Annotated in this window: 11 protein-coding genes; 5 read left to right on the top strand and 6 right to left on the bottom strand. The window is 67.7% G+C overall.

Annotated elements, in window-relative coordinates:
- Positions 1 to 51: 51 nt before the first annotated feature.
- The 5 genes from ACFTR6_RS12495 to purB all read right to left on the bottom strand — a co-directional run bounded on the left by ACFTR6_RS12495 (position 52) and on the right by purB (position 8,557).
- Positions 52 to 486, bottom strand: coding sequence for an acyl-CoA thioesterase (locus tag ACFTR6_RS12495; protein WP_076799544.1), 435 nt, complete (start codon positions 484 to 486; stop codon positions 52 to 54).
- 86 nt (positions 487 to 572) lie between these two features.
- On the bottom strand, positions 573 to 1,076 hold the full coding sequence (locus ACFTR6_RS12490; protein WP_087871999.1) for a GNAT family N-acetyltransferase: 504 nt from the start codon (positions 1,074 to 1,076) through the stop codon (positions 573 to 575).
- 126 nt (positions 1,077 to 1,202) lie between these two features.
- Positions 1,203 to 6,188 carry an NAD-glutamate dehydrogenase gene (locus tag ACFTR6_RS12485; RefSeq protein ID WP_377958149.1) on the bottom strand — a complete coding sequence of 1,662 codons (4,986 nt, stop codon included), beginning with the start codon at positions 6,186 to 6,188 and terminating at the stop codon, positions 1,203 to 1,205.
- Between the two features lie 129 nt (positions 6,189 to 6,317).
- The gene (locus ACFTR6_RS12480) at positions 6,318 to 6,983 is read right to left on the bottom strand and encodes a histidine phosphatase family protein (RefSeq protein WP_377958148.1); all 666 of its coding nucleotides are present in this window, start codon (positions 6,981 to 6,983) and stop codon (positions 6,318 to 6,320) included.
- Positions 6,984 to 7,114: 131 nt separating this feature from the next.
- Entirely contained in the window at positions 7,115 to 8,557 is a 1,443-nt protein-coding gene (purB, locus tag ACFTR6_RS12475) for an adenylosuccinate lyase (protein WP_087872001.1), read from the bottom strand.
- Between the two features lie 204 nt (positions 8,558 to 8,761).
- Between purB and ACFTR6_RS12470 the strand changes: the two genes are divergently transcribed.
- Together ACFTR6_RS12470 and ACFTR6_RS12465 are read left to right on the top strand one after the other, a co-directional pair.
- The gene (locus ACFTR6_RS12470; protein WP_377958147.1) at positions 8,762 to 9,082 is read left to right on the top strand and encodes a hypothetical protein; all 321 of its coding nucleotides are present in this window, start codon (positions 8,762 to 8,764) and stop codon (positions 9,080 to 9,082) included.
- Positions 9,082 to 10,677: a hypothetical protein gene (locus ACFTR6_RS12465; RefSeq protein ID WP_377958146.1), complete on the top strand. Its 1,596-nt coding sequence runs from the start codon at positions 9,082 to 9,084 to the stop codon at positions 10,675 to 10,677. The genes ACFTR6_RS12470 and ACFTR6_RS12465 overlap by 1 nt, the downstream gene beginning before the upstream one ends.
- On the opposite strand, the gene ACFTR6_RS12460 is transcribed toward ACFTR6_RS12465, so the two are convergent.
- Positions 10,631 to 11,059, bottom strand: coding sequence for a phage holin family protein (locus tag ACFTR6_RS12460; protein WP_076799551.1), 429 nt, complete (start codon positions 11,057 to 11,059; stop codon positions 10,631 to 10,633). The genes ACFTR6_RS12465 and ACFTR6_RS12460 overlap by 47 nt on opposite strands.
- Before the next feature lie 60 nt (positions 11,060 to 11,119).
- Here ACFTR6_RS12460 and hisC point away from each other — a divergent pair, with 60 nt between their 5' ends.
- The 3 genes from hisC (at position 11,120) to ACFTR6_RS12445 (ending at position 14,590) form a co-directional block, all read left to right on the top strand.
- Positions 11,120 to 12,238, top strand: a complete 1,119-nt coding sequence (gene hisC / locus ACFTR6_RS12455; RefSeq protein ID WP_377958145.1) for a histidinol-phosphate transaminase — start codon at positions 11,120 to 11,122, stop codon at positions 12,236 to 12,238.
- A gap of 148 nt (positions 12,239 to 12,386) precedes the next feature.
- Entirely contained in the window at positions 12,387 to 13,610 is a 1,224-nt protein-coding gene (gene pdhA / locus ACFTR6_RS12450) for a pyruvate dehydrogenase (acetyl-transferring) E1 component subunit alpha (protein WP_377958144.1), read from the top strand.
- Complete coding sequence (locus tag ACFTR6_RS12445) at positions 13,610 to 14,590, top strand: alpha-ketoacid dehydrogenase subunit beta (RefSeq protein ID WP_076799554.1); 981 nt, start codon at positions 13,610 to 13,612, stop codon at positions 14,588 to 14,590. Before pdhA ends, ACFTR6_RS12445 begins: the two co-directional genes overlap by 1 nt.
- Positions 14,591 to 14,668: the final 78 nt, after the last annotated feature.

Below are 14,668 nucleotides of genomic sequence, written 5' to 3'. Positions count from 1 at the left end.
TGGCGGGCATGGCGGCTGGTGGCAGGCTGTAAAGCGGACGACGGCGGGCCGCTAGTCCTGCTGAAGTGTTTCGGTGAGGTGGTGGGTGGGGATGCGGTCGCGGTCGTACGTGATTTCCGTGTAGCCGTGCGGTTCCGGCTTGCCGGTGGGGCTCAGGTTCACGAACACGATCTCCTCGATCGTGAGGATGCTCTGCCGCGTGATCATGTTGCGAACCTCGGCTCGCATGGTCAGGGACGTGCGGCCGAAGCGCGTGGCGGTCAGGCCCATCTCGATCAGGTCACCCTGGACCGCGGAGCTGACGAAGTTGATTTCGGAGATGTACTTGGTGACCGCGCGGCCGTTGCCCAGCTGCAGGATGGCGTAAATCGCCGCTTCCTCATCGATCCACTTCAGCAGGCTGCCACCGAACAGCGTGCCGTTGGCGTTGAGGTCCTCGGGCCGCACCCACTTGCGGGTGCGGAACGTGATGTCTTTGGTTTCCATAGCGCGAGATTAGCCGACGGCGGCCTGCCCCACCGGAGTGTGACGGCCGCCGTCGTTCTTTAATGTCGTTCTTTAATGAAGGTCGCTCAGGCCATGGCTGTGTGCGCGGCGGTGCGGGAGTTGATGGTCTTGGCGAAGCAGTACGAGTGCTCGACGCCGATGTAGGGGCCGAAGTTGGGAACCTGGCTGAAGCCGGAGTTCGCGTAGAAGTTGCGGCCGTCAGTCTGCACCGAGCCGGCCTCCGCCGTGACCCGGGTAATGCCCTGGGCAAAGGCCTCGGCCTCGAGGGCAGCCAGGATGGAGCTCGCCACGCCTGAACCGCGGGTGTAAGGCAGAACGTAGAGGCGCTTGATTTCCGCAGTCCCGGAATCGAGCAGCCGCAGGCCGCCGCAGCCCACCGGCTGGCCTGACCCCTTGTCGTAGGCTACGAGGAACACCGCAGTGTCCGCCTCGGACGGTTTGGGCCCCGGCTCGTGGTCGGCAAACCCGAACCGGGCATCGAGTTCGGCCTGCTGGGCGGCCCGCAAGTCTGCGCCGACCGGGTTGGACCAGCTGACTTTCCGGATGTTGAGCCGGGGGTTGGTCTGCATCTGAGCCTCGATTCGCCGAAGGGGTGATGCAGATCAAGGCTAGAAGCGCGCCGTTACCGCGGTGTTTCCTGCCGGTAAGCGGCATGGGAACACTTGGCGCCGCGCTGTTACGGACGGGCCATGTGACTAGGGCCGGACCAGGGTCCGCAGGAGCTTCAGGGCCACCGAGATCGAGGCGATGTCCACCTGACCGGGCCTGGTGACCTCGGCGAAGGTGTCCTTGATCCGGGCCAGCTGCTCCTGGTGTCCGCGCTCCCAGGCCACGATGCGTCCGATCGGGTCGGGGGCGGACGGGTCGGCGTCCAGGGTGCGCTGCATGACCGAGACCGTCATGTCCGCCACGGCGGAATAGACGTCGTCGCGCAGGGCCGCCCGGGCGAGGGCTTCCCACCGGTTCTGGCGCGGCAGGTCCGTGATGCGCAGCAGCAGGCTTGCGGCGCCGATGCGCTGGAACACCGTGTAGTAGAGGTCGGCGATCGTGGCGATGGGCTCCCGGATCTGTTCCGACACGAGCGAGATGTCCAGTAGCCCGAAGCTCTCCAGCATGTCGGAAGCCCGCATGCCCAGCTCGTGTGGCAGCCCCACCTGGTCCCAATGGGCGAGGCGGTCCTGCACACGGTCCAGGTCAGATCCGCGCAGGTAGTCCACAGTGCGGGTCCGCAGCATCTCCAGCGTTGGCATGATCCTTGCCAGGGACGCTGTGATGGGCTGGTCCCGGTGGTCGTGGGTCACGTACCAGCGGGTGGCCCGGTCGAGTATCCGGCGCATGTGCAGCGCCACCTCGGCCGCATGCTCGGTGGGAAACTGGGGCGGAAGGGCGGCAATCCGGTCCACGAACCATGGCAGGTCGTACACTTCACGGGCCACCACGAAGCCCTTTGCCACCGCCGCGGGGGTGGCGGTCGTTTCCTCGATGGCGCGGAAGGCGAAGGTGATGCCGCCGAGGTTGATCATGTCGTTGGCCACCACGGTGCAGATGATCTCGCGGCGCAGCGGGTGGCTGTCCAGCTCGGCGTCGAAGCGCTCGGACAGCTGGTGCGGGAAGTAGCTGCGGAGCACGCCCCGGAACCAGGGGTCATCGGCGAGGTCGCTGGCAACGAGGTCGGCGGCGAGCTCGATCTTGGCGTAGGCGGCCAGGACGGACAGTTCCGGGGCGGTCAGACCGTGGCCGGAACGGAGCCGTTCGTGAAGCTCTTCGGTGCCGGGCAGCGCCTCGATGCCGCGGTCGAGGTCCGCGGCGGTCTCCAGCCAGTCCATGGCCCGTTCGAAGCCGGGGCTCCAGTTGGCCACCAGGTGCCGGTCGTTGAGCAGCAGCACGTTCTGGTCCGTGTTGTTCCTGAGGACCAGCCGCGCCACCTCCTCCGTGAGGGAATGCAGGAAGCCGGTCCGTTCAGCGGGGTCCATCCGGCCGGCCGCAATGACCCGGTCCAGGAAGATCTTGATGTTGACTTCGTGATCGGAGCAGTCCACCCCTGCGGAGTTGTCGATGGCGTCGGTGTTGAGCAGGACTCCGGCCAGCGCGGCCTCGATGCGGCCGCGCTGGGTCAGCCCGAGGTTGCCGCCTTCGGCCACCACCCTGGCCCGCAGCTCGGATCCGTTGATCCTGATGGGGTCGTTGGCCTTGTCGCCGACGTCGGCGTTTGTTTCGGTTCTGGCCTTCACATAGGTGCCGATCCCGCCGTTGTAGAGGAGGTCCACCGGTGCCCGGAGAATTGCCTGGAGGAGTTCCTGCGGTGCCAGCTCGGCGGTGCCGCGCTCCAGCCCCAGGACGCGCCGGACCGGCTCCGTCACCATGATCGACTTGGCCTGGCGGGAGTAAACTTCGCCGCCCGCACTGATAAATGCCGCGTCGTAGTCGGCCCAGGACGAGCGGGACAGTCCGAAGAGGCGCCAGCGCTCGAGGAAGGAGGCCGCCGGGTCCGGGTCGGGGTCCAGGAAGATGTGCCGGTGGTCGAAGGCTGCCACGAGGCGGATGTGCGGGGAGAGCAGCATGCCGTTCCCGAAGACGTCGCCGCTCATGTCCCCGATGCCCGCCACGGTGAAGTCTTCGTTCTGGGTGTCGAGCCCGAGCTCCCTGAAGTGTTCCTTCACCGACTCCCAGGCACCCCGCGCGGTGATGCCCATCTGCTTGTGGTCGTAGCCCACCGAACCGCCCGAGGCGAAGGCGTCCCCCAGCCAGAACCCGTATTCGCCGGCGATGAGGTTTGCGGTGTCTGAGAACGTAGCGGTCCCCTTGTCGGCGGCCACCACCAGGTAGTAGTCGTCGCCGTCGTGGCGGACCACGCGCTCGGGCGGGACCACTGTTTCCCGGCCTTCTGTTGAATCCCGCCCTTCCGTTGAACCCGCACCGCTTTTTCCGACGGCGGGCAGGACCAGGTTGTCGGTCAGGTCCAGCAGGCCGCGGATGAAGATCCGGTAGCACTCCTGGCCCTCGGCCAGCCAGGCCGCCCGGTCACCGGCCGGATCCGGCAGCCGCTTGGGATAGAAACCGCCCTTCGCCCCGGTCGGCACGATGACCGAGTTCTTGACCACCTGTGCCTTCACCAGGCCAAGGACCTCGGTACGGAAGTCCTCGCGGCGGTCCGACCAGCGCAAACCGCCGCGCGCCAACGCGCCGAAACGCAGATGAACGCCCTCCACGCGCGGCGAATACACCCAGATTTCGTACTTTGGCCGCGGCAGGGGCGAACTGTGGATCGCGGCCGGGTTGAGCTTGATGCTCAGGTGGGGCTTGCCCTGGTAGTAATTGGTCCGGAGGGTGGCCTCCACGAGGTTCATGAACGTCCGCAGCAGCCGATCGGCGTCGAGCACGGGGACGTCGTCGATGGCAGCCAAAAGTTCCTGCCGGGATTCGGCCGTGGCATGGAGCCTTTCGTCAGCGTCCAGCTCCGGATCGAACTTGGCGGCAAACAGCTTCAGCAGGGCACGCGTGGCGCGGACGTTGGCCAGCAGTGTTTCGGCGATGAACCCGTAGGAATTGGTGGTGCCCAGCTGCTGCAGGTACTTGGCGTAACTGCGCAGGATCACAACCTGCCGCCAGGGCACCCCCTCACGGATCACCAGTGCGTCAAAGCTGTCGGATTCGCTGTCTCCCCTCATCGCCGCGGAAAAGCAATCCGCCAGCCGGCCGCCCACCCGGGCAGGGTCAACGCCGCCGGGATACTTCACGCCGAGGTCGTACAGGTGCAGCTCGCGGTCACCGCGCCGCAGGCCGAAGGGCCGCTGGTCCAGCACCTCCACGCCGAGATTGTGCAGGAACGGCAGGAAGGTTGTGAGGCTGCGGGGCCGGGTGAGGTAGAGCCTGATCCGGGAGCTTCGGGCAGCGGCGGGGGAGGCGCCGGCAGGCCGGGCCGGGGCATAAACGGTCAGGACCGGATCATCCGGGTCCCGGCCGCCCTTTCCCTCCAGGTCAAACTCCTCGAACTTGCCGATGTCCCGGATGGCCTCGTCCGGGCCGTACTCCGCGCGGTAGCTGGGCGGAAAGGCGCCGGACCAAAGTCCCGAAAGCCTGGCTGCCTTAGGGCCCGGAAAGCGGTCCCTGAGTGCTTCGTCGAGCCCTTCAGCCCAGGAACGCGTGGCAGACAGGACCTGCCGTTCCAAGGTGGTGGCAGCGACGTCCGGGGTCGCACCGGGTGCCAGCAGGAGCCGGAAGAAAACGCGGGCCATGGGGGAATCCCCCAGCCGGACTTCGAACTCCATGTCCTGCGGCCGGAAGGCGTGGCGGAGGACATCCTCGATCCTGAGCCGGACGGCGGTGTTGTAGCGCCGCCGGGGCAGGAACACCAGGGCGTGGACAAACCGTCCGGGACTGTCCGGGCGCAGGAAGAGCCGGGTCCGGCGGCGCTGCTGCAGGTCAAGGATGTCGCTGGCCAGCCGGGCCAGGTCATCGACGCCGATGGAGAACAGTTCATCGCGTGGAAATGACTCAAGGACCGCCAGTGCATCCTTGCTGCGCTGAGACCGGGGCGTGGATTCGAGGTGTTCCAGCACCGCGGCCAGTTTGTCGCGGATCACCGGTATCCGCCGCACGGACTGGCTGGAAGCGCCAGGGGTGAAGAGGCCAACGAAGTGCCGCTCGCCGGTCACCGTACCCGCGGCATCAAACATCGGAAGCCTGAGCTCGTCCAGGTAGGAAGCCCGGAGAACCCTTGAGCGGAGAGCGCAGGTGGTGAGCGTCAAAACCTGTCCGTGCCAGGACGCTTCCTCGTGTCCGCCGTCCACGTGCGCACCGCCCTCCGGTTGGCCGCCGTCGTCCGCCTGTCCGCCGTCGTCCATAAGGGGACGGCGCAGCAGTCCCAGCGCATTGCCAGTCCGCGGCTCCGCGTCTTCCTTGCGTTCCGCGTACCCCAGGAACGTGAAGTTGCCGTCGTCCAGCCACCGCAGCAGGTCACGGACCTGGTCCGGCGGTGGAGCGGACGACGCGGGGAAACTGTCCACGGAGGCAATCGCAGTAGTCACGGCATCCTGGATGGCAGCGGAGTCCTCTGCAGCCGCGCGGACATCCTCCAGTACCCGGCGCAGATTGGCGATGAGCGCGGCAGCCCCGGATTGCCCGGATTCGTCCGGTTCTCGGGACTGTCCGGACTGTCCTGACTGTTCGAAATGCGCGGGGATCCGGTCGATTTCCACGGCCACCCAGGTCTCGGTGGCGGTCCAGGCGCCGGCCGTTTCGCCAGACGCGCTGGCCGGTTCCTGTTCGGGCGGAGCCCCGGCGGCCAGCCCCGACCTCGAAGGTCCATGCCGCAGGTTCAGGAGCTGATGGGTTCGGGAGTCCCGCCGTGCCAGGAAAGTGGGGTGCACCAGCAGCCGGATCGCCGCGTCCTCGCGCGTCAGTTCAGCCGCGACCGAGTGGACAAGGAAGGGCATGTCGTCCGCGACGATGGCCACGACCGTTGCGTCCGGATCGTTCAAAACGCCGACGGCGGCCTGTCCCGGTGCGCGCTCCGCCGCCACAGACAGGTGGTACAGGGCGCGCTGGCGCAGGATGTCGAGGCTGTAGTCCGCGATGTCTTCCCCGGACACGTGCTCGTAGTAGTCGGTCAGGAACGACTCGCCGGGCAGGAAGGGGCCGCCCCCGCCGTTTCCGTCCCCCGGCACCGTTTCTTGCGCCATGGCAGTGCGCCTCCACCGTGGGGGAGCCGCCGCAAGCCGCGGTTTCCGGTCCTGTCCCCACGCCTGCTCTCATGATGGCCGCCTCCCGGACGCGAGTCCAGTGCGGCGGGCTCCCGGGGCGGCCCGGACTTAGTCGGTGGTCTTTCCCATCGGGTCCTCGGCGGTGGGGTCGGCCAGGGCAAGGCCGCCCACCGGGCTGGCGTCCCAGTGGATCAGGTTCCAGCCGCCGTCGGGGTCGCCTTCCAGCGCCACAATGCCGGTGTTGGCCAGGATGTGCCGGGCGGCGAACTGCATATCGATGTTGTCCGCGCGGTGGCCTGCCCACACGCGGATGGCGGCACCATGGCTCACCACGGCGGCCGCCCCGATGTCAGCGGCTTCTGCGGCCACCTTGGCGATGGCCGCGTCGTAGCGCCCGAAAAACTCGTGCCCGTCCGGTCCGGCAGGCATCCTGCGGTCAAAGTCGCCGTCACTCCAGGCGAAGACGGTGCTCATGTACCGCCGGTGGGACTCATGGTCCGTCAGCTTTTCGAGCGCGCCCGCCTCGATTTCGTGGATGCCGTCCAGGATCTCCACCTCGAGGCCGAGCTCGCGGCTCAGCGGTTTGGCGGTGATCTGCGTGCGGAGCAGGGTGGACGCGTAGAGCGCGCTGATCGGCTCGTTCACGAGGGCCCGTGGCAGGGCCTCTGCCTGACGCTCGCCGAGCTGGGTCAGGCCGGGACCCGGGTGCGCTGTGTCCAGCTGCCCCAGCACGTTTCCGGGAGTTTCGCCGTGGCGGATGAGCAGCAGCCTCATGGTTTTCGCGTTCCTTGTCATCGTCGAAAAAGGTTGGCGGGACGGGCCGCCTGCGGCGGAACCGCTGCCTTGCGGGCGCCGCCGGAAACGAAAGCGGTGCCGGGCCGCAGGGCCCGGCACCGCCGTCGTACTTATTTGAGGTGGTCCACCAGCTGGTCCGCGATGCCGGTGTACTTGCCCGGAGTCAGGGCCAGCAGCCGCGCCTCGGCCTCAGCGGAGAGGCCCAGGCTCTGGACGAACTCCTGCATCCGGGCGGCGTCCACGCGCTGGCCGCGGGTGAGGTCCTTAAGCCGCTCGTACGGGTTTTCCATGCCTGCGACGCCCGCGATCGCCTCCGCACGCATCACCATCTGGATTGCCTCGCCCAGAACTTCCCAGTTGGTGTCGAGATCCTCGGCGAGCACGCTCTCCGCGACATCGAGCCGTTCCAGGCCCTTGGCCACGTTGGAGATGGCCAGCAGGGAGTGCCCGAACGCCACGCCGATGTTGCGCTGGCTGGAGGAGTCCGTCAGGTCGCGCTGCCAGCGGGACGTGACCAGGGTGGAGCCCAGCACGTCCAGCAGGCCGGAGGAGATCTCCAGGTTGGCCTCGGCGTTTTCGAAGCGGATCGGGTTGACCTTGTGCGGCATCGTGGAGGAGCCGGTGGCGCCTGCCACGGGGATCTGGGCGAAGTAGCCGATGGAGATGTAGCTCCAGATGTCCGTGCAGACGTTGTGCAGGATCCGGTTGAAGCGGGCGACGTCGGCGTACAGCTCGGCCTGCCAGTCGTGGCTTTCAATCTGCGTGGTCAGCGGGTTCCAGGTCAGGCCCAGCTTCTCCACGAACGACTTGGCCACCTGCTGCCAGTCGGCGCCCGGGACGGAGGCCACGTGGGCCGCGTACGTGCCGGTCGCGCCGTTGATCTTGCCGAGGTATTCCGTCCTGGCAATCCGGTCCAGCTGCCGGTTCAGGCGGTGCGCGATGACGGCGAGTTCCTTGCCCAGGGTGGTGGGCGTGGCGGGCTGGCCGTGCGTGCGGGACAGCATCGGAACGGCGCGGTTGTCCTCGGCCATCTTGCTGATCTGGGCCACGAGGGCTCGGGCGGCGGGCAGCCACACGTCCTCCACAGCGCCCTTCACGCCCAGGGCGTAGGACAGGTTGTTGATGTCCTCGGACGTGCAGCCGAAGTGCACCATGGCGGTCAGGTTCTCAATGCCGATGGCGGGCAGACGGCGGCCGATGTAGTACTCCACGGCCTTCACGTCGTGGACGGTGACGGCTTCGATTTCTGCCAGCTCGGCGACGGAGGAGGCATCGAATTCAGTGACGATGGCCCGCAGCTGCTGCTGCTGGTCCCCGGTCAGGGGGCCCGCGCCGGGAAGGACGTTGTCCCCGGTCAGATGGATCAGCCACTCCACCTCGACGGCGACGCGGTCGCGGTTGAGGGCTGCCTCGGACAGGTAGTCAACGAGGGGGGCTACGGCGGACTTGTAACGGCCGTCCAGCGGGCCGAGCGCGATTTGTTCCCCTGACGCGGCGAGGGCGAGGCGTCCGGAGGGCGTACGGGTATCAGCTGTGGCGGCAGTTTCAGGCATGACCTGATTCTTTCATGAAGTTCTGTGCCCGCTGAAGCGCAGGATTCCGTGTGACCTGTCCCCCACAGCCCCGCCGCCGGGCACTTCTCCACATGGACGACGCCGGCCGTTCCGCCACCGCGGTACTGCACCTTAGCGTCGTGGTCAGGAATTGCAGAAGGGGCGGTGCCGGAGCGCCGGCCCCGCAGGATTGGGGGTATCCGAATGAGCGCCAGCGTCCCGGCAGGCAGCGTCACGGCAGCGGACGCCGCGGCATGTTCGTCGCGCAGCTATGAGGTCCAGCTGCTGGCCGGGCGGGTGGAGGCCTGCGCGGAACAGGTCGATGCCGTGCAGGCCAGGCTCAGGCAGCTCCAGCTGATGGACTGGCAGTCACCCGCAGGGCTGGCGTACCGCTCCAGCCTGGGGACGCAGGCCGGTTCCCTTTCCCGGTCCCGGGAGAGGGCGCTTGCCGCCTCCCTCGCCGTGCGGCGGCACTCCGTGCAGGTTGCCCGCTCGGCCCTCCCGTCCGCCGCCGGGGATTACTGATGGCCGGGACGATTCCGGGAGGCGGCGGGCAACCGGTTGAAGCCGGGCAGTTACGTCCCGTCGAGCCCACCTCCGGCGGCACGATGTCCGTGCGCGGCGGAGTGGGCGGGATCTCCTTCCAGCTCGAGGAACTGGATGCGGGGGCGCGGGGGCTCGAGGCGCTTGCACGCGATCTGGCTGCGGTGGAACTGGGCCTCTACAGGGTCTGGGGGGAACTGGGAAGCTACCAGCGGGATGAGCCGTTCAGCGGGGCGGAGGCCCTCACTGCAGTCTGGGAGGGTCAGCGTTCCGTGGCGGCGGTGCGCGAGGAGCTGGAGCGCCTGGCCGGAAGTGTGCGCGCCTGCCAGCTGGAGTACAGCGCCGCGGAGGGCGCAAACGTGCTGGTGGCGCAGCTCGGCCTCGACGCCCCGTGGCTGACCGGGCGGTGGCTGGCCGACTTTGCCCTGTCGGGGGACTGGCGCCCGAACAGGGCCAGCACCGAAGCCATGACCGGGAACGACCGTCTGCAAGGCGGCGCGATCCTGGCCGCGCTCCTGGGAACGCGGCCCGGCGAGATCGATGCCGCAGCCCGGATGGCCCTGGCCTCCGGCGGGGGGACCAGCGTGCCGGTCCTCCTTAGGATGCTGCTGGACAGGGTGAGGCCGGATCTGAGGCCGCGGCCCGTCACGGCAGTGCAGGTCACGGGACCAGAGAAGGGATCCGCGGACACTGCCGTGGACACATCCCCGGCGGGTCTTCTGGCGCGGGCGGGGGCGGTCGAGGATGCAGGGACCGGACAGATCGAGGTCATCCAGACTTCCAACGGCGGACGGGACGCGTTCATTGTGATCATTCCCGGAACCCAGCCCGGCAACGTGGGCGGCCCCAACCCGTTCGACGAGGTCGGCGTCGGTGAATCGCTGGGGTACGGGTCGGAGTACACGGCCGCTGCCATCCGCTCCGCACTGCGGCAGGCCGGCGCGGAAGCCGGGGACCAGGTGGTGGCCGTCGGGTACAGCCAGGGTGGAATCCACGCCATGAACCTGAGCCGGGACAAGGCCTTTCTGGCCGAGTATGACCTCAGGTACGTGCTGACTGCTGGATCGCCGGTGGGTGCGGTAACCCCGGAGCCCGGCGTCAGCAGCCTGCATCTGGAGCACCGGCAGGACTGGGTCCCGGGCAGCGAGGGCCTTCCCAACCCGGACACCAGGGACAGGGTGACGGTAACGCTGAACGGGCTGGTCCGGACGCCTTCCGGCGAGGACGCCGGCCTCGGCCCCGGTCACCGGCTGACCAACTATGAGGCGGGGGCCCGGGCTGTCTCGGAGAGTTCCGACCCTTCGCTGGTGGCGTCCACCGCCGTACTTGCCGGCGTGGTGGGGGCCGGAGGGGCAGCCACCGCCACCCGCTTCCAGCTGATCCGCGCGCCAAAGCCGGCGGTGCCCGCCCCTCCGCTGTCACTGCCCGGCGCGGGCAGGGCAGTGCTTCCCGGGCACGTCCTGCCCGGGGGTGGTGGCAGCGGCAGCGGCGGTATCAGTGGTGCCGCGGGCGTCAGCGGTGGCGGGCCCGTCAGCGGTGGCGGGCGCCGGGCACCCGGTCTGCCACCAGCGAAATGATCGTGATGATGATGGCGGCCAGGACGGCGGTCCAGAAGAACGAATCGATCGTGAACTGCACGGGCGTGTAGCTGCTGATCCAGGAGGTGAGGTAGAGCATCGCGGCGTTGATCACGACGGTGAACAGGCCCAGCGTGAGGATGGTGATGGGCAGGGCGAGGAAACTGACCACGGGCCGCACGAAGGCATTGACCAGGCCGAAGATCAGCCCGATGAACAGGTACGCGAGGACGATGCCGGCGGCATCGGTTCCCTGGCTCACTCCGGTCTTCGCCACAGCTTCCGTGGCGGCTGTGGTGGAGATATCCAGGCCGGGCAGAAGCCAGCTGGCAATCCACAGCGCCAAGCCATTAATGATCACGCGCATGATGAAAGACCGCATGCGCCCATGCTGTCACACCCCCAAGGTCAGGCGGCCGGTCAGGGGCATAGGCTAGGTGGCATGACTTCCTCAGAGACTATGGCGGGGGGCCTGAGGCCCCGGCCGGTGGTTGACCGGCTGCCCCGTTACGCCGCCGGCAAGCCGCCCGTCGCCGTCGATGGCCTTGCCAGCTACAAGCTGTCCTCGAACGAGAACCCGCTGCCGCCCATTCCGGCCGTCGTGGAGGCCATTGCGGCGCAAACCGACTTCAACCGTTACCCCGATCCGCTGAGCACCAGGCTGCGCACGGCGCTCGCCGGATTCCTCGACGTTCCGGCGGAGGATATCGTCACCGGTGCCGGCAGCCTCGGCGCCCTCACCCAGCTGCTGAGCACCTTCGCCGGCCAGAACGACGACGGAAAGCCGGACGAAGTGATCTACGCCTGGCGGTCCTTCGAGGCCTACCCCATCTGTGTGGGGCTGGCCGGGGCAGAGAGCGTCCGGATTCCCGTGACCGCCGACGGGCGCCATGACCTCGACGCCATGGCCGCAGCCGTCACAGCCCGGACCCGGGTGATCCTGCTGTGCACCCCCAACAACCCCACCGGGCCCATCCTGACGGCAGAGGAAACCGAGCGGTTCATCCAGGCCGTTCCCTCGGACGTTATCGTCGTCATCGACGAGGCCTACCAGGAGTTCGTCCGGGCCGGGGACGCCGTGGACGGCATCAGCATGTACCGCAAATACCCCAATGTGGTGGTGCTCAGGACGTTCTCCAAGGCGCACGGACTCGCCGGCCTGCGGGTTGGCTACAGCGTTTCCCAGCCCCAGCTCACCCAGCACCTGCGTGTCGCCGCCACCCCGTTCGCGGTCTCGCAGATCGCTGAACAGGCCGCCGTGGTGTCCCTGCAGAACTTCGACCAGGTTGTAGAAAGGGTACAAAGCCTGGTGGATGAAAGGGACCGGGTGACGGCAGGCCTGCGGGACCTTGGCTGGGCTGTTCCGGACGCCCAGGGAAACTTTGTCTGGCTCGAGCTTGGCGAGAACAGCGCGGAGTTCGCCCAGCTCGCCGGGGAACGGGCGTTGTCAGTGCGGGCCTTCGGAAACGAGGGGGTCCGGGTCAGCATCGGCGAGGTGGAAGCCAACACGCGGTTCCTCGAGCTCTGTGCGGTTTACACAAAACCGCCGCGGCGTTCCTAGCGCTTAACAAACAGCCGTGGCTACCTACGCCGGATAAAGTAAGGAACAGTAAGCCAAATATATATGCCTCACCGGGAATGCATTCCGTTTGAGGCATATATCCCAGCGACATTGCAACGCATCCGGATGCGGCAGGCAAGGAGACGGTATGGGCGCACATCTGCCCTCCACCGAGTTCGATGGAACGGAACTGGACGACCAGCTCGAGGCGCAGGCAGAGGCTGCCCTGGGCGCGCCTCCGGCTGAGATGGTCCAGCTTCTGGGCCCTGACGGCACGCTGGGCACGGACCCCGTGTTCTCCGAGTACGCCGGCCGCCTCGATGCCGAAAGGCTCCGGGGTTTCTACGCGGACATGGCTGCCATCCGCCGGTTCGACCAGGAGGCCACGGCACTGCAGCGGCAGGGCCAGCTGGCGCTGTGGGTTCCCCTGACAGGCCAGGAGGCGGCGCAGATCGGATCCGGCCGGGCCAGCCAGCCGCAGGACTACATCTTCCCCACCTACCGTGAGCACGGCGTCGCCCTGACCCGCAACGTGGATCTGGCCGAACTGCTCCGGCAGTTCCGCGGTGTCTCCAACGGCGGCTGGAACCCCAAGGACACCAACTTCCACCTGTACACCCTGGTGCTGGCTGCGCAGACCCCGCACGCCGTCGGTTACGCCATGGGCATCCAGCGCGACCAGCGTCTGGCTGCGGCCCAGGGAGTGGACGGCTCAGCCGAACCGAAGGCGGCTGTCATGGTCTACTTCGGCGACGGCGCCAGTTCCGAGGGCGATGTCCACGAGTCCATGGTCTTTGCCTCCTCCTACAACGCCCCCGTGGTGTTCTTCTGCCAGAACAACCACTGGGCCATCTCCGTTCCCACCGCAGTGCAGACCCGGATCCCGCTCTCCAACCGTGCCAAGGGCTATGGCTTCCCGGGCATCCGGGTGGACGGGAATGACGTCGTGGCGGTCCACGCCGTCACCGAATGGGCGCTCGAGCACGCACGCCAGGGCAACGGTCCGGTGCTGATCGAGGCCTTCACCTACCGGGTGGGCGCCCACACCACGGCAGACGATCCCACGAAGTACCGCGAGTCCTCTGAAGAGGCCCTGTGGCGGGACAAGGATCCGCTGGACCGGCTGGAGAAGTACCTCCGCGCCGAGGGCATGGCTGACGACGCCTTCTTCGCCCGGGTTGCCGCCGAGGGCGACGAACTGGCCGCCTACATCCGCAAGTCCACCTACGAGTCGGACGCCCCGGACATCAGGACAGCCTTTGCCAACACCTACGTCGAGGCGCACCCGCTCGTGGCGGAGGAACTGGCGTGGTTCGAAGAGTACAGTGCGGGCTTTGCCGGCGAGGACGAGGGAGAAGGTGCGGGCCGCTGATGACCACCATGACCATTGCCAAGGCCATCAATGAGGGCCTGCGCGCCACGCTCAGCAACAACCCCAAGTCGCTCCTCATGGGCGAGGACATCGGACCCCTCGGCGGCGTCTACCGCGTCACTGACGGCCTGATCGGCGAGTTCGGGCCGGACCGCGTGGTGGACACACCGCTCGCGGAATCCGGCATCGTGGGCACCGCGATCGGACTGGCGCTGCGCGGCTACCAGCCCGTTGCCGAGATCCAGTTCGACGGCTTTGTCTTCCCCGGCTTCAACCAGATCACCACCCAGCTGGCCAAGATGCACTCGCGCAGCAACGGCAACCTCACCGTCCCGGTGGTCATCCGCATCCCCTACGGCGGCGGCATTGGCTCCATCGAGCACCACTCCGAATCACCGGAAGCGCTCTTCGCACACACCGCCGGGCTGCGCATCATCACCCCGTCCAACCCCCACGACGCCTACTGGATGATCCAGCAGGCCGTGAACTGCCAGGACCCGGTGATCTTCTTCGAACCCAAGCGCCGCTACTGGCTCAAGGGCGAGGTGGACACCGAGTCCGCCGGCCTGTCCGAGGATCCGTTCAAGGCCCACGTGGTCCGGGAGGGAACCGACGCCACCGTGGTGGTCTACGGCCCGCTCGTCCCTGTGGCCCTTGCCGCCGCCAACGCCGCGGCGGAGGACGGGCACAGCATCGAGGTGATCGACCTGCGCTCCATCTCGCCGATCGATTTCGACGCCATCGAAGCCTCCGTCAAGAAAACGGGACGGCTGGTCGTGGCGCATGAGGCTCCCACCTTCGGCGGCATCGGCGGCGAAATCGCCGCCCGGATCAGCGAACGGGCCTTCCTGTCGCTGGAAGCGCCGGTCATCCGGGTGGGCGGCTTCCATATGCCGTACCCCGTGGCGAAGATCGAAGAGGATTACCTCCCGGACATCGACCGCATCCTTGAGGCGCTGGACCGCACCTTCGCGTACTGAGGCCGGCACACACCAGCGCCTGCAGACTCTTGCCCACAAAAGCCTCCGCATCTCCCGGAGGGCCCGAGCTTTCGAATC

This window comes from Arthrobacter sp. NPDC057009, from assembly GCF_042673905.1.
Taxonomy (GTDB): Bacteria; Actinomycetota; Actinomycetes; order Actinomycetales; family Micrococcaceae; genus Arthrobacter.
This window is presented reverse-complemented; position numbering and strand designations above follow the sequence as displayed.

Bases quoted from the DNA above. Each gene is read 5' to 3' on its own strand.
- purB (WP_087872001.1), bottom strand. From the start codon at position 8,557: ATGCCTGAAACTGCCGCCACAGCTGATACCCGTACGCCCTCCGGACGC.
- ACFTR6_RS12480 (WP_377958148.1), bottom strand. From the start codon at position 6,983: ATGAGGCTGCTGCTCATCCGCCACGGCGAAACTCCCGGAAACGTGCTG.
- ACFTR6_RS12490 (WP_087871999.1), bottom strand. From the start codon at position 1,076: ATGCAGACCAACCCCCGGCTCAACATCCGGAAAGTCAGCTGGTCCAAC.
- ACFTR6_RS12470 (WP_377958147.1), top strand. From the start codon at position 8,762: ATGAGCGCCAGCGTCCCGGCAGGCAGCGTCACGGCAGCGGACGCCGCG.
- ACFTR6_RS12485 (WP_377958149.1), bottom strand. From the start codon at position 6,188: ATGGCGCAAGAAACGGTGCCGGGGGACGGAAACGGCGGGGGCGGCCCC.
- ACFTR6_RS12445 (WP_076799554.1), top strand. From the start codon at position 13,610: ATGACCACCATGACCATTGCCAAGGCCATCAATGAGGGCCTGCGCGCC.
- ACFTR6_RS12460 (WP_076799551.1), bottom strand. From the start codon at position 11,059: ATGCGGTCTTTCATCATGCGCGTGATCATTAATGGCTTGGCGCTGTGG.
- ACFTR6_RS12495 (WP_076799544.1), bottom strand. From the start codon at position 486: ATGGAAACCAAAGACATCACGTTCCGCACCCGCAAGTGGGTGCGGCCC.
- ACFTR6_RS12465 (WP_377958146.1), top strand. From the start codon at position 9,082: ATGGCCGGGACGATTCCGGGAGGCGGCGGGCAACCGGTTGAAGCCGGG.
- hisC (WP_377958145.1), top strand. From the start codon at position 11,120: ATGACTTCCTCAGAGACTATGGCGGGGGGCCTGAGGCCCCGGCCGGTG.
- pdhA (WP_377958144.1), top strand. From the start codon at position 12,387: ATGGGCGCACATCTGCCCTCCACCGAGTTCGATGGAACGGAACTGGAC.